Below are 12,313 nucleotides of genomic sequence, written 5' to 3'. Positions count from 1 at the left end.
GATTCTATTATAATATTATTTAATTTCTAGATAAGAAAAAAACTGTCAATCAGACAGTTTTATTTCATATAATGTAAGTTTTCTAACATAACTCCACATCCATTAGCAACACAATTTAATGCATCATCTGCTACGAATACAGGAACATTTAATTCAGATTCTAATAATCTATCTAAGCCAGTTAATAAAGCTCCTCCACCTGTTAAGAAAATACCACGTGATACGATATCAGCAGCTAATTCTGGTGGTGTTTGTTCAAGAACATGTTTAGTTTCTTTAACAATTGTTGCACAAGTTTCTCTAAGTGCTAATTCAGTTTCGTTTGATGTAATAGTAATTGTATGTGGTAATCCAGTTACTAAGTCTCTACCACGTACTTCAAATGTTTTATCAGATGATCCTTTTACAGCAGAACCAATTTCTAATTTAATTTGTTCAGCAGTACGATCTCCAATTAATAATTTATATTTATCTTTAACAAATTTAATAATGTCCGCATCCATGACGTCACCAGCAATTTTTAAAGATGAACTTGTTACAATATCACCTAAAGATAATACAGCAATATCAGTAGTTCCTCCACCGATATCAATAACCATATTACCTGTTGGTTTATTAATTTCAAGACCAGCTCCAATTGCTGCTACTTTTGGTTCTTCTTCGATAAATACCTTTTTAGCTCCACATCTTTCAGCAACATCTCTAATTGCTGATTTTTCAATTGAAGTGATGTTAGATGGACAACAAATCAAGATTGTTGGTCTAGCAAAAATTCCTTTTAAATTTAATTTATTAATAAAATGAGTTAATAAGATTTCAGTAATTCTAAAATCTGCAATAACTCCATCTTTTAATGGTCTAATTGCTTGAACCCTACCAGGAGTTTTACCTAACATATCTTTTGCCTCTTGTCCTACAGCTAATGGCTTTTTAGTTTCTTCATCTATTGACACTACTGAAGGCTCATTGACTACAATACCTTCACCTTTGACATAAATTAATATATTTGCAGTACCTAAATCGATACCAATTTCTTTTGATAATGCCATTATTTCTCCTCCTTGTATGTTTTTTCCTCAATATTGTATCACGATTTTATTGAATTACAAGGCAAAAAAACAAAAGACACTAATTTTTTTATAAATATAAATTTATCATGATGTTGTCTTAATTTTTTCAATTTTTTGATTAAAATATTTATCAGGATTTACAGTTTTATCATCAATTGAAACAATAAAATGTAAATGTTTTTTTAATGTTGATTGATAAACATTATTTCCTGCTTTTCCAATAACATCTCCTTGTTTCACTTGATTTCCTTTTTCAACTTTAATATCATCTAAAGATTGATAAATGGTTTGAATACCTTTTTGATGTTCAATCGTAACAATCCACCCTAATAAAGAATCATTTTCTTTTCTAATAACAGTCCCACTTGCACTCGCATAAACATCAAAGCTTTCATTATCCTTTGTATAATCAATCCCATCATTAGGACGATAGACTCCTTCAAAATAAACAAGTGCTTCTTCTAATTTTTTATCATCTAAAGACGTATCATAAAAACCCTTACTTACTTTAACATCATCATTGACTGGTTTTTTTAAGACTTCACTTTCTTGATTTTTATTTTCATCTTTTGTTTCTACCGAAACTACTGGTACATCTTCGAATGGTTTTAAATTCTTAACAATTTCCTGAATAACACCGACACCTATTAAAAATAATAAAAGTGAAGTCATAAAAATAAATGTTTTTTTATTCCTCTTCAATAATCCTTTCATGCTTTTCACCTCTTAAGAAGTGTAACCATAAAATCATTCTTTATTCTTTGAAATCTCTACTCCTTGATAATAGTGTTTTAAAATAGCTTGATAATTATATCCTTCCTTTGCCATTCCTTGTGCACCGTATTGAGACAACCCAACTCCATGTCCACATCCTTTAGTCACAAAAATATAAGAATTTCCTTCTTTAACTATTTCAAAATCACTTGAAGACAATTGTAGTTTTTCCCTTACTTCCCTACCACTATATTGTTTTTGATTAATAAGAATAGATTTAACTCTCCCACTAGGATAGCGTTCTAAAAAACGATATTGAAACGAACCTCCAAAAAATGAATTAAGCTGTGCTTTAGTATATTTTACTTTTTTTATAAACTGAGGATCATATTCTTGATCCCAATGTGAATCTACAGAAACCAAATACGGTTGACTTGAACCTTTAAAATAGTTTTCTACATTTTCGCTTTTTCCATTACTACTTGAATAAAAAAGAGCTGAAATACACTTTCCTTGGTAAGTTAAGATTTCCCCCTTAGTTTCTACAATAGCTTTTTGAACTTTCTCTTTATATTCTTCATAATGATCACTCCATGAAACCTTCATCTTTTCATCATCTAGATAAACTTGTGTATTGGTTGTATTATCTACACTTAATAAACGTGAATAAACAAAAGTTCGACTTGCGACAACTTGTGCTTTAATTGCTTCAAGTTCAAAACTTGCCGGCATTTCTCCAGCAACGACCCCTAATAAATAGTCATCTAAAAGAATTTTTTGTGTATTATCTCCAACTTTTACACTTACATAAACATCTTCATTTTCTTTTCCTTTATATAAAGAATCTTTCTCTTTGGTTGGTTGATACAACAAAATAATTGCTAATAAAATAAATAGAATAAGTAATAATTTAAAAAAAATAGTTTTCATATTTTAATATATGAAAACTTAAATTAAAAATGTATTGTTACAAAATCTAAAATAAATGAAGCAAGTAAATATCCTAAAGATAAGGAAACAATAATATATAAACAATAAAACTGTTTTAACTTTCCTTTTAATATATACTTTTCATAATGAAAACAACTTAAACCATACATTGCAGATAAAACAGAAAAAACATAAACAATTAATTTCAATACTTGATATGACATATTATTCTCCTCATATAAAACCTTGATCTACATATAATAAAAAGGGTGATCCTTTTGACAAATAAAACTTTACAATATCTTATCTATAATCAACTCTATTCAGCAAGTATGTATGAACTTCTTGCTTTACAAGCACCAACTAAAATACTAGAAAATCAAATGAAACTCTTTCAAGAAGAAACACTTAATAATGCATCTTATTTAGATCGTTATTATCAAGAACTTAATACTTCTAGTTACCATCCAATTATTCAAGAGCCTGTAAATCATGGAAGTTTTAAAAAAAATGTTTATTGGATGTTAGAATACGAAAGTTCAAGTACTAAACTATTTTGCAATGAAAGCTATAATGCAAATAATGATGAAAAAATAAAAACACTCACATCTTATATTTCTTCTTCTATAGTTCAAAGAAATACAAAACTTACAAATATCTATATAAACATACTTGATGAAGAAATAAAAAAAACACCACCGAAGTGATGTAATTGACAAATGGTGACTCGTACGGGATTCGAACCCGTGAATGCATGCGTGAAAGGCATGTGAGTTAACCGTTTCTCCAACGAGCCACATGGCGCTTGAAGTAGGACTCGAACCTACGACCGATCGGTTAACAGCCGATTGCTCTACCAACTGAGCTATTCAAGCCTATTCAATTAAATGGAGCGGGTGATGGGAATCGAACCCACGTAGTCAGCTTGGAAGGCTGAAGTTCTACCATTGAACTACACCCGCATTACTTAATGCTTATTAATGATAACACATCAATTAAGTAATTGCAAGAACTTTTTTTATTTTTTTAATGGAGCGGGTGATGGGAATCGAACCCACGTAGTCAGCTTGGAAGGCTGAAGTTCTACCATTGAACTACACCCGCATTGAATGGTGCCCAGGGCCGGAGTCGAACCGGCACGGATTTTAAGGTCCGCAGGATTTTAAGTCCTGTGCGTCTACCAATTTCGCCACCTGGGCTTATTCAGTTAAATGGTGACCCGCAGGCGACTCGAACGCCTGACCCTCTGATTAAAAGTCAGATGCTCTACCAACTGAGCTAGCGGGTCATACCTTATGGCTGGGGTAGCTGGATTCGAACCAGCGCAATGACAGAGTCAAAGTCTGTTGCCTTACCGCTTGGCTATACCCCATTCATTAGATAGATGGTGGAGAGGAGTGGATTCGAACCACCGAACCAAAAGGAACTGAGTTACAGTCAGCCGCGTTTAGCCACTTCGCTACCTCTCCATCATGGTGCCGGCTAAAGGACTTGAACCCTCAACCTACTGATTACAAGTCAGTTGCTCTACCAATTGAGCTAAGCCGGCATTTTATTTATTTTAAACACTATTTTTTAATGGTGGAGGCTAACGGGCTCGAACCGCTGACCCTCTGCTTGTAAGGCAGATGCTCTCCCAACTGAGCTAAGCCTCCTCGACTAGTGCCCACTTATAATAACATCCTTATCCCTTTACGTCAACTCTTTTTTACACTTTTTTTGTGTTTTTTTATACCATTTTTGTTTTATGTTGATTTTATCAATGTTTTTTATTTCTATTTTTTTATACTTTTTTTATTATTATTGATTGCCTTTTATTATTTGGTATAATGAATACGTAAAAAGTATATATGGAGGTAATAAAATGAAAGTACTTGTTGCCGGAGGTGCTGGCTATATTGGTAGTCACATCTGTGTTGAGTTATTACAAGCTAATCATGAAGTAATCGTAATTGATGACTTTTCTAACTCTAAACCAGAAGTTTTAGGATATATTAAGGATATAACTGGAAAAGACGTTAAATTTTATGAATTTAATATTTTAGATGAAAAGAAAACAGAAGAAGTTTTTAAAGAAAATGAAATTGATGCTGTTATTCACTGTGCTGCTTTTAAAGCTGTTGGTGAATCTGTAGAAAAACCTATTGAATATTATACAAACAATTTAACAACAACTTTAATTGTTGCTAAAATGATGAAAAAATATCATGTCAACAATATTGTTTTTTCATCAAGTGCTACAGTTTATGGAGATCCTGAAGTGGTTCCTCTTACTGAAGATTGTAAATTAGGTGAAACAACAAATCCATATGGAGCAAGTAAAGCCATGATGGAAAGAATTTTAACAGATGTACAACATGCTTGTCCTGAAATGTCAGTTACTTTATTACGCTACTTCAATCCAATTGGTGCCCATGAATCTGGATTACTTGGAGAAGATCCAAAAGGTATTCCAAATAACTTAATGCCTTATATTATGAAAGTAGCTGCTGGAGAACTTCCTTGTTTAGGTGTCTTTGGTGATGATTATGATACACCTGATGGTACAGGTGTACGTGATTATATCCATGTTGTTGACCTTGCTAAAGGACATGTTCTAGCAATTGAAAAATACAACAAACCTGGATTACATGTTTGTAACTTAGGAACTGGTCAAGGATATAGTGTTTTAGAACTTGTTCATGCTTTTGAAAGAGTTAATGGTGTAAAAGTAAAATACGAAATCAAACCTCGTCGTGCCGGAGACATTGCTACATGTTATGCAGATCCTACAAGAGCTAAAGAAGAGCTTGGTTGGGTTGCTACTAGAGGAATTGATGAAATGTGTAGAGATACATGGAACTTTGCTAAAACAAGAATGAAATAGCCTCTGGCTATTTTTTTTTATTGTTTATACAGGTGAAATTTGGTATTATAGAAAAGTATAAAAGGAGGAACTTCTATGGATTTTTTTAAAAAAATCGGGAAAGAAGTGAGCGTCTTTGGGCTTGTATTTGTAGTTTTTATTGCATTATTTGCTTATAGACAAGTTACACATGTTGAACTTTCAACAATTTCCCAAGATAAATTAGAAGAAAAAATCAAAGATAAAGATAGTTTTGTCGTTGTTGTAGGTAGTGATAAGGATAATACGACATTAAACTACAAAAATGTTTGCTTAAAATATTTAGAAAAAAATCATAGTGATAAAATTTATTATGTAAATTTAGCTAAAGAAAATAATGCAACAACATACATTCAAAAAACTTTTAAAACAGATGACGGAACAATTCCTTCAACATTCGTTATGAAAAACGGAAAAGTAAAAGTTCAAAAATCTGGTTCTTTATCATATTATAGAATTGCTGAATTATTTAAATAAAAAGCGAACTCATATTTGAGTTCGTTTTTTATAACAATTCTTTTACTTGTCCATCTTGAACATAGACCCTTGGTACACGTTTAGAAATCAAACATAAAACTTCATAAGAAATCGTATCTAGATCTTTCGCCATACTTTCAAGAGAAATATGTTCACCAAAAATTTCCACTTGATCTCCTATTTTTACATTTTCATCTACTCTAACCATCATTTGATCCATACATACACGTCCTACAATTTCATAATACTTACCATTGATATATACTTTACGCCCTTGATTTTTTCTAATAAAACCATCTGCATAACCAATTGGTAATGTTGCAATATATTCATCTTCTTTAGCCGTATATGTTAAACCATACCCTACTCGATCTCCTGCAGGAATTTTTTTAATCATTGCTACTTTTGTATAAAGTGACATTACTTGTTTGAATTTTGTTTCTTCTTCACCATTTGGTGAACATCCATACATGGTAATTCCTAATCTTCCCATATTTGATTTTTCATCATGATGATAAGTCATCGCTGCTGAATTACAACAATGGATATATTTGAATTTACAATTACCTATCATTTCATAAAATAAACTTCTTTGTTTTTCGTAGGCTTCATCATCTCCATCAGCTGTCGCAAAGTGTGTAAAGATTCCTTCTACATTAAATTTATCAGGATCAACTAGTTTTAATAAAGTTGATAATTCTTCTTTAGACATTAAACCAATACGATGCATTCCTGTATCTAACTTAATATGCACTTTTAATGTTTGCCCTTTATCAATTAAATGATCCAATAATTTTAAATAAGCAACTGAAACCATTGTTAAAGAAATATCATATTTAATAGCTAAATCAATATCTTCTTTACTTGTTGGAATAGCTCCTAAAATCAATATTCCTTTATTAATTCCTAATTCTCTTAACTCAATTGCTTCTTGAAGTGTTGCAACAGCAAACATTTCAATATAATCAATATCCTTTAAAAAACTAGCAACTTCTTTATACCCATGACCATAAGCATCCGCTTTAATCACAGCCATCAACGGTCTTTTAAATTCACTATGTGCTAATTCAACATTATATTTTAAATGGTCTAAATCTACAATTGCATACGTGTCACGTTTTAAATTCATAAAGACACCTCCAAACAATAGTATAATCCAACCCATTTCATAATTCAATTTGAAATCTCTTTATTTTGTCGATGAAGTTTGCATACTTGTCATGACTGAAAGCATTTCTTCTTTCGTTAAATCTTGTGAATATAAAGAACACATCATTCCATGATACATCATCGATAATTTTCCAGGTTGATAATATGCAAACCCATCTATTAAATCGATCACTTCATCATTAGAAAACTGCATTACTTGTTGAGCATTTACTTGTGTTTCTACCATTGTAAAGCTTTTATCACCACTAAATTTTAAAATATGATTTTTATCCCCTTCTATTGAAGACACTGTTTCGCTTTCTAATTTAGCTCCTAATAGAGAAACTGGATATAAAACATCATTATTTGCGGATGTTTTGACATCCTTTTTTGATTCTTTCAATGCTTGATTTTGATTAAAATGTTTCTCTATAAAATTTTTATTTTTATGAAATTCATTTACTTTACAAGTAACAATTTCTGCCTCATCTTGATCTAGACATAAAACAATCAATGGTTTTAATTTTTTATCAAAAATAACTTCTTGTTTAACAATTCTTGTATCATTAGGATATTTCACCTTTGCTTCTACTTGATATCCTTTTTCAATCTTTTTAACTTTATTATTTTCTAATAATTGGATTAAATAATGATAAATATATGGTTTAGGACTATTTTCAGGCCAATCACTTTGAAATTTAAACATTTGATTAAGTGTTGGTGTTAAAACATAGACTCCTTTTTTATTTTTTATAATGATTTGTGATTGATTTAAACTTTTATCATAAAGTTCTACTCGATAATATTTTTGTTTATCTTTTTTTAAATAATCTACTTTTACTTCATAACTTTTAAGTTCATCATTTTGTGTCATTTCCATATCACATACAAGTTGATAAGAACTCATACTTTTAGCTTCTTTTAACGTTTCATCCAATGAATTATTTTTAAATTTAAAAAAAACAACAATACCTATTGCACAAATGACTAAACCTATAATGACAATATATAATTTTTTCAAATCTATCCCTCCATTATAAAAATATTCTTTATTTATTTTTATATGTATAAAATACAAATTTATAGGATAGACTCTATTTAAGGAGGTTAAGAAAATGAATGCATTACAAAAAACAGCACTTATTTTTACTGTGATTGGTGCTATTAATTGGGGTCTTATTGGTTTATTTAATTTTAATTTGGTAGATAGTTTATTTGGTCAAAATAGTTTTTTATCAATGCTCATTTATATTGTTGTAGGAATAGCTGGACTCATTAATATTATGCTTTTCTTTACGGACTTAAATATAAAAGAGTAGCTAAGCTACTCTATTTCAAATGTGGACATATGTCCATCTTTAGTATCAATTTTAATACGATTTTTTACCATTTTTAACATTGGAATATCATGTAAAGAATCCGAATAGGCATAAGATAAGTCATAATCTATTTCTAGATTATGATTTTTTATCACTTCTTGGATTCTTTTTACCTTTTCTTCATTTTTACAATTTTTTCCAATCATTTGACTTGTATATTTACCATCTTTAATGACTGTTTTTGTTCCTAAAATTTCATCTACTGGTAACTTACAAAAACGAAGATAAGCTTCTACAGAGGCACTACATATATAAATCGTATACCCTTCTGCCTTTTTCTTTTTTAATTCTTCAATGACATTTAAATAATAACAAGGTTCTAATACTTCTTGATAAAACTTTTCAATCTCTTGATCAGACATCTTATCTAATGGATATAACCATGCTGATTTTGCTTTATTAAGTGGTTCTATCTTTAATAGATATAAAGCATAATGATAAACCACTTTAAATAATTTAAAAACAGATAGTGGATGTTTTTTTAAATAATACTTTAAAAGTTTTCCACCAGAATCTCCATGAATCAAAGTATCATCAAAATCAAAAAATGCAAATTTAGTTAACACCTATGCAATCTCCAAAGCAACTTCCATCATTGCTGTGAAAGTTTTTTCTCTTTCTTCTGCAGTTGTTTCTTCATTTGAAACTAATGAATCTGAAACAGTTAATAAAGTTAATGCTTTTTTACCAGCATAAGCTGCATTTGCAAATAATGCATAAGATTCCATTTCTGTAGCAAGGCATCCCATTTTAATCCATTTATCTGCTTTATTGTCTGCATGATAGAACAAATCAGAAGATAGGACATTTCCTACATGATAAGTTAAATTCTTTTCTTTTGCTTTTTCTACAGCTTTTTCTAATAAACTATAATCCGAAATAGCTGAATATGTTCCTGGTAATTCATATTGATGTGCATAATTTGAATCTGTACAAGCACCTTGTACAATAATAATATCTCTTAAACGAACATCTTCTTTAAATGATCCACAAGATCCAATACGAATAATATTTTCTACATCATAAAAATGAAATAATTCATAACTATAAATCCCAATACTAGGCATTCCCATACCCGAACCCATAATAGAAACTTCTTTTCCTTTATACGTTCCTGTATAGCCAAACATGCTTCTTGTCGCATTAAATTGTTTAACATTTTCTAAATATGTTTCTGCTAAATATTTTGCACGTAAAGGATCTCCTGGCATTAAGACAGTTTTTGCGATATCTCCTTTATTTGCTTGATTATGTGGTGTTGACATAAACACTTCCTCCTTTATTTTCTCCTTAAAGTTTAACATATTCTTTTTCAATTGATAATAACTTTTAAGATTTTTGTACCTTACCATCTTTTAAATAATAATAAGTTTCTATTTCAGCAGCTTCATTAAGCTTTTCACCCTTAATAGCATTTACTAAATGTTCAACATACTCATCTGCATTACCTGCACCTAAAATAGCCATATACCCTTCTAAAAAGACCATTGGTCCATAACCGTAATCATCTTCATCAAAATCAATGATTTGGTCAATATGATTTTGATAACTTTCTTTCATTTCATCAAACGTTTGTCCATCATCCATATCATAGGATTTGATTTTCATATGTTTACCAAATTCTTTTTTAATTGCTGGTAGAACATTCTTTTTAAAATGTTGACAATTGGAACAATCTTTTAAATAAAAGTACGTTAAATGATATGTCCCCTTCCATTCATTTTTTTGATTTTGACAACCAACTAATGGTACTAATAATAAAATAATTAATAGAATCTTTTTTAATTTTTTCATTGTTTCACCTTTTCTATTTATAATGTTTTCTTTTTATTTTTCAATTATACATCAATTATTTTTGAATAGAAAGTGATGTGATGAGAGATAAATAATATTAATAATAATATATATTGAATAAAAATAATATATATAATATAATACAAGTAGAAAGGATGATAGCTATGGCATTTGTATGGTCAACAAATGAAATTTCAAAGAAAACAGTTACTATTTATAGTACAAATCTCACTTTAAACACAGCTGCTTGTAAACATTTTGAAAATGTTCAATATGTATTATTAGGAGTTGATAAAGAGAACAATTTATTAGGAATCAAGCCAGTTGATAAAACAGCAATAGATGAAGGAATTTATCCAAGTGATCAATTGCATCGTATTTCAATTGGTAAAAGTTATGGACGTGTTTCTAATAAAAATTTTATTGAAAACCTTGCTAGAGAATATCATTTAGATTTAAGTGATAAACAAGGTCTAAAGTATCCTGCAAATTTTGATGTTGTTCACCAAATATTAACAGTTAATCTATAAGGGAGGGATAGAGCATGATGTTATGGATATGGCTAGGCGTTATCATTGTAACTGCTATTATTGAATTAGTTACAATCGATTTAGTAAGCATCTGGTTTACACTTGGTGGAATCGGTGCCTTGATTGCCTATGCTTTAGGTTTAAATCAAACCATTCAAATTATTATCTTTATCATTTTAAGTGTTATTTGTATTGGAATCAGCAGACCTCTTGCTAAGAAATACTTAAGAACACAAACAGTCAGTACAAACTATGATCGTGTTATTGGTCAACATGGACTTGTTTTAAAAAGAATTGATGCTGATACAAGAGGAGAAGTTAAGGTGCTTTCTATGGAATGGTCCGCTTCTAGTGTAGATAATTCTACTTTAGAAGAAGGAGATTATTGTGAAATTCTTGCTGTAGAAGGTGCTCATCTTGTGGTTAAAAAAATTAATAAATAAAGGAGAAAGAAAATGAGTATTATTGGTTTAATTTTAATTATCATTGTTTTAATTATTATTGTCAGTGTTATTGCATTTGCAATTCGTATTGTTCCTCAATCAAAAGCTTATGTTGTAGAAAGAATCGGAGCATATAACCGTACATGTGGTGTTGGTCTTCATATTCTCGTTCCATTTTTAGATCGTGTTGCCAACAAAGTTTCTTTAAAAGAACAAGTTGTAGACTTTGCGCCTCAACCTGTTATTACTAAAGATAATGTTACAATGCAAATTGATACAGTTGTTTATTATCAAATTACAGATCCTCGTTTATTCACATATGGTGTCGATCGTCCTATTAATGCCATTGAAAACTTAACAGCAACAACTCTTCGTAATATTATTGGGGATTTGGAATTAGATGAAACTTTAACATCTCGTGATATTATTAACTCACGTATGAGAAGTATCCTTGATGAAGCAACTGATCCTTGGGGAATTAAAGTTCACCGTGTTGAAGTTAAAAATATCATTCCACCTCGTGATATTCAAGAAGCTATGGAAAAACAAATGCGTGCTGAACGTGAAAGACGTGAAGCTATTTTACAAGCTGAAGGTAAGAAAACAGCTGCTATCTTAAATGCTGAAGGAGATAAACAATCAACGATCTTAAGAGCTGAAGCTGAAAAAGAAGCAGCCATCGCTAAAGCTGAAGGTCAAGCTGAAGCTTTACGTTTAGTTTATGAAGCACAAGCAAAAGGTATTACTTATATCAATGATGCACATCCTGATCAAGCTTATGTCACTTTACAAGGTTTTAAAGCCTTAGAAAACTTATCTAAAGGTGATGCTACTAAGATTATTATTCCAAGTGAATTACAAGGAATTGCAGGATTAGCAACTACTTTAAAAGAAGTTGTAAGTGAAAAGAAAGATAAGGAATAGTTAAAAACAGTCTTCGGAC

General features: G+C 30.2%; 16 protein-coding genes and 10 tRNA genes. 7 read left to right on the top strand and 19 right to left on the bottom strand.

Annotated features, from left to right (window positions below; all coding sequences use genetic code 11):
• Positions 1 to 59 precede the first annotated feature (59 nt).
• The 4 genes from mreB to Fi14EGH31_RS01775 all read right to left on the bottom strand — a co-directional run bounded on the left by mreB (position 60) and on the right by Fi14EGH31_RS01775 (position 2,938).
• Positions 60 to 1,049: a rod shape-determining protein gene (mreB, locus tag Fi14EGH31_RS01790; RefSeq protein WP_022001045.1), complete on the bottom strand. Its 990-nt coding sequence runs from the start codon at positions 1,047 to 1,049 to the stop codon at positions 60 to 62.
• 105 nt (positions 1,050 to 1,154) lie between these two features.
• Positions 1,155 to 1,784: a M23 family metallopeptidase gene (locus Fi14EGH31_RS01785; protein WP_117833013.1), complete on the bottom strand. Its 630-nt coding sequence runs from the start codon at positions 1,782 to 1,784 to the stop codon at positions 1,155 to 1,157.
• A gap of 33 nt (positions 1,785 to 1,817) precedes the next feature.
• Positions 1,818 to 2,714 (bottom strand): stage II sporulation protein D, encoded by an 897-nt coding sequence (spoIID, locus tag Fi14EGH31_RS01780; RefSeq protein WP_117481997.1) that lies wholly within the window; start codon positions 2,712 to 2,714, stop codon positions 1,818 to 1,820.
• A gap of 23 nt (positions 2,715 to 2,737) precedes the next feature.
• The gene (locus Fi14EGH31_RS01775; protein ID WP_022001048.1) at positions 2,738 to 2,938 is read right to left on the bottom strand and encodes a DUF1146 domain-containing protein; all 201 of its coding nucleotides are present in this window, start codon (positions 2,936 to 2,938) and stop codon (positions 2,738 to 2,740) included.
• A gap of 54 nt (positions 2,939 to 2,992) precedes the next feature.
• Here Fi14EGH31_RS01775 and Fi14EGH31_RS01770 point away from each other — a divergent pair, with 54 nt between their 5' ends.
• Complete coding sequence (locus Fi14EGH31_RS01770) at positions 2,993 to 3,421, top strand: hypothetical protein (protein ID WP_022001049.1); 429 nt, start codon at positions 2,993 to 2,995, stop codon at positions 3,419 to 3,421.
• A 13-nt stretch (positions 3,422 to 3,434) separates the two neighbouring features.
• Here Fi14EGH31_RS01770 and Fi14EGH31_RS01765 read toward each other — a convergent pair.
• The 10 genes from Fi14EGH31_RS01765 to Fi14EGH31_RS01720 all read right to left on the bottom strand — a co-directional run bounded on the left by Fi14EGH31_RS01765 (position 3,435) and on the right by Fi14EGH31_RS01720 (position 4,369).
• A tRNA-Glu gene (locus Fi14EGH31_RS01765) sits at positions 3,435 to 3,510 on the bottom strand.
• Between the two features lie 3 nt (positions 3,511 to 3,513).
• Positions 3,514 to 3,589, bottom strand: a tRNA-Asn gene (locus Fi14EGH31_RS01760).
• 13 nt (positions 3,590 to 3,602) lie between these two features.
• Positions 3,603 to 3,676: transfer RNA gene (locus Fi14EGH31_RS01755), tRNA-Gly, on the bottom strand.
• 68 nt (positions 3,677 to 3,744) lie between these two features.
• Positions 3,745 to 3,818, bottom strand: a tRNA-Gly gene (locus Fi14EGH31_RS01750).
• Between the two features lie 6 nt (positions 3,819 to 3,824).
• Positions 3,825 to 3,913, bottom strand: a tRNA-Leu gene (locus Fi14EGH31_RS01745).
• Positions 3,914 to 3,926: 13 nt separating this feature from the next.
• Positions 3,927 to 4,002 (bottom strand) — tRNA-Lys (locus Fi14EGH31_RS01740).
• 8 nt (positions 4,003 to 4,010) lie between these two features.
• Positions 4,011 to 4,086, bottom strand: a tRNA-Gln gene (locus Fi14EGH31_RS01735).
• 13 nt (positions 4,087 to 4,099) lie between these two features.
• Positions 4,100 to 4,183: transfer RNA gene (locus Fi14EGH31_RS01730), tRNA-Tyr, on the bottom strand.
• A 4-nt stretch (positions 4,184 to 4,187) separates the two neighbouring features.
• Positions 4,188 to 4,263: transfer RNA gene (locus Fi14EGH31_RS01725), tRNA-Thr, on the bottom strand.
• 30 nt (positions 4,264 to 4,293) lie between these two features.
• A tRNA-Val gene (locus tag Fi14EGH31_RS01720) sits at positions 4,294 to 4,369 on the bottom strand.
• 209 nt (positions 4,370 to 4,578) lie between these two features.
• Here Fi14EGH31_RS01720 and galE point away from each other — a divergent pair.
• Complete coding sequence (gene galE, locus Fi14EGH31_RS01715) at positions 4,579 to 5,580, top strand: UDP-glucose 4-epimerase GalE (protein WP_117813623.1); 1,002 nt, start codon at positions 4,579 to 4,581, stop codon at positions 5,578 to 5,580.
• Positions 5,581 to 5,655: 75 nt separating this feature from the next.
• Positions 5,656 to 6,075 carry a hypothetical protein gene (locus Fi14EGH31_RS01710; RefSeq protein WP_022002278.1) on the top strand — a complete coding sequence of 140 codons (420 nt, stop codon included), beginning with the start codon at positions 5,656 to 5,658 and terminating at the stop codon, positions 6,073 to 6,075.
• Positions 6,076 to 6,103: 28 nt separating this feature from the next.
• On the opposite strand, the gene alr is transcribed toward Fi14EGH31_RS01710, so the two are convergent.
• Together alr and Fi14EGH31_RS01700 are read right to left on the bottom strand one after the other, a co-directional pair.
• Positions 6,104 to 7,204 carry an alanine racemase gene (gene alr / locus Fi14EGH31_RS01705; RefSeq protein ID WP_022002279.1) on the bottom strand — a complete coding sequence of 367 codons (1,101 nt, stop codon included), beginning with the start codon at positions 7,202 to 7,204 and terminating at the stop codon, positions 6,104 to 6,106.
• A 60-nt stretch (positions 7,205 to 7,264) separates the two neighbouring features.
• Entirely contained in the window at positions 7,265 to 8,245 is a 981-nt protein-coding gene (locus Fi14EGH31_RS01700; protein WP_022002280.1) for a LolA family protein, read from the bottom strand.
• Positions 8,246 to 8,339: 94 nt separating this feature from the next.
• On the opposite strand from Fi14EGH31_RS01700, the gene Fi14EGH31_RS01695 reads away from it, so the two are divergent.
• Positions 8,340 to 8,543, top strand: a complete 204-nt coding sequence (locus Fi14EGH31_RS01695; protein ID WP_022002281.1) for a DUF378 domain-containing protein — start codon at positions 8,340 to 8,342, stop codon at positions 8,541 to 8,543.
• A 5-nt stretch (positions 8,544 to 8,548) separates the two neighbouring features.
• On the opposite strand, the gene Fi14EGH31_RS01690 is transcribed toward Fi14EGH31_RS01695, so the two are convergent.
• The 3 genes from Fi14EGH31_RS01690 to Fi14EGH31_RS01680 form a co-directional block, all read right to left on the bottom strand.
• Positions 8,549 to 9,169, bottom strand: a complete 621-nt coding sequence (locus tag Fi14EGH31_RS01690; RefSeq protein WP_107030504.1) for an HAD family hydrolase — start codon at positions 9,167 to 9,169, stop codon at positions 8,549 to 8,551.
• Positions 9,170 to 9,868, bottom strand: coding sequence for a purine-nucleoside phosphorylase (deoD, locus tag Fi14EGH31_RS01685; RefSeq protein ID WP_022002283.1), 699 nt, complete (start codon positions 9,866 to 9,868; stop codon positions 9,170 to 9,172).
• A gap of 64 nt (positions 9,869 to 9,932) precedes the next feature.
• The gene (locus tag Fi14EGH31_RS01680; protein ID WP_118473459.1) at positions 9,933 to 10,397 is read right to left on the bottom strand and encodes a hypothetical protein; all 465 of its coding nucleotides are present in this window, start codon (positions 10,395 to 10,397) and stop codon (positions 9,933 to 9,935) included.
• Positions 10,398 to 10,561: 164 nt separating this feature from the next.
• Between Fi14EGH31_RS01680 and Fi14EGH31_RS01675 the strand changes: the two genes are divergently transcribed.
• From Fi14EGH31_RS01675 to Fi14EGH31_RS01665, 3 genes are read left to right on the top strand one after another with little or no spacing between them, the layout of a single operon-like run.
• A complete protein-coding gene (locus Fi14EGH31_RS01675) occupies positions 10,562 to 10,927 on the top strand; it encodes a hypothetical protein (RefSeq protein ID WP_022002286.1) in 366 nt (121 codons plus the stop codon).
• A 14-nt stretch (positions 10,928 to 10,941) separates the two neighbouring features.
• Positions 10,942 to 11,370 carry an NfeD family protein gene (locus Fi14EGH31_RS01670; protein ID WP_022002287.1) on the top strand — a complete coding sequence of 143 codons (429 nt, stop codon included), beginning with the start codon at positions 10,942 to 10,944 and terminating at the stop codon, positions 11,368 to 11,370.
• A 12-nt stretch (positions 11,371 to 11,382) separates the two neighbouring features.
• Entirely contained in the window at positions 11,383 to 12,294 is a 912-nt protein-coding gene (locus Fi14EGH31_RS01665) for an SPFH domain-containing protein (protein ID WP_022002288.1), read from the top strand.
• Positions 12,295 to 12,313: the final 19 nt, after the last annotated feature.

Origin of the sequence: Faecalibacillus intestinalis (assembly GCF_015097455.1) — a bacterium.
Classification (GTDB): Bacteria; Bacillota_I; Bacilli_A; order Erysipelotrichales; family Coprobacillaceae; genus Faecalibacillus; species Faecalibacillus intestinalis.
The sequence above is the reverse complement of the archived record's forward strand: the minus strand, read 5'-3'. Positions and strand labels throughout refer to the sequence as shown.

Bases quoted from the DNA above. Each gene is read 5' to 3' on its own strand.
- alr (WP_022002279.1), bottom strand. From the start codon at position 7,204: ATGAATTTAAAACGTGACACGTATGCAATTGTAGATTTAGACCATTTA.
- Fi14EGH31_RS01775 (WP_022001048.1), bottom strand. From the start codon at position 2,938: ATGTCATATCAAGTATTGAAATTAATTGTTTATGTTTTTTCTGTTTTA.
- galE (WP_117813623.1), top strand. From the start codon at position 4,579: ATGAAAGTACTTGTTGCCGGAGGTGCTGGCTATATTGGTAGTCACATC.
- deoD (WP_022002283.1), bottom strand. From the start codon at position 9,868: ATGTCAACACCACATAATCAAGCAAATAAAGGAGATATCGCAAAAACT.
- Fi14EGH31_RS01670 (WP_022002287.1), top strand. From the start codon at position 10,942: ATGATGTTATGGATATGGCTAGGCGTTATCATTGTAACTGCTATTATT.
- Fi14EGH31_RS01695 (WP_022002281.1), top strand. From the start codon at position 8,340: ATGAATGCATTACAAAAAACAGCACTTATTTTTACTGTGATTGGTGCT.
- Fi14EGH31_RS01785 (WP_117833013.1), bottom strand. From the start codon at position 1,784: ATGAAAGGATTATTGAAGAGGAATAAAAAAACATTTATTTTTATGACT.
- mreB (WP_022001045.1), bottom strand. From the start codon at position 1,049: ATGGCATTATCAAAAGAAATTGGTATCGATTTAGGTACTGCAAATATA.
- spoIID (WP_117481997.1), bottom strand. From the start codon at position 2,714: ATGAAAACTATTTTTTTTAAATTATTACTTATTCTATTTATTTTATTA.
- Fi14EGH31_RS01710 (WP_022002278.1), top strand. From the start codon at position 5,656: ATGGATTTTTTTAAAAAAATCGGGAAAGAAGTGAGCGTCTTTGGGCTT.
- Fi14EGH31_RS01680 (WP_118473459.1), bottom strand. From the start codon at position 10,397: ATGAAAAAATTAAAAAAGATTCTATTAATTATTTTATTATTAGTACCA.
- Fi14EGH31_RS01665 (WP_022002288.1), top strand. From the start codon at position 11,383: ATGAGTATTATTGGTTTAATTTTAATTATCATTGTTTTAATTATTATT.
- Fi14EGH31_RS01675 (WP_022002286.1), top strand. From the start codon at position 10,562: ATGGCATTTGTATGGTCAACAAATGAAATTTCAAAGAAAACAGTTACT.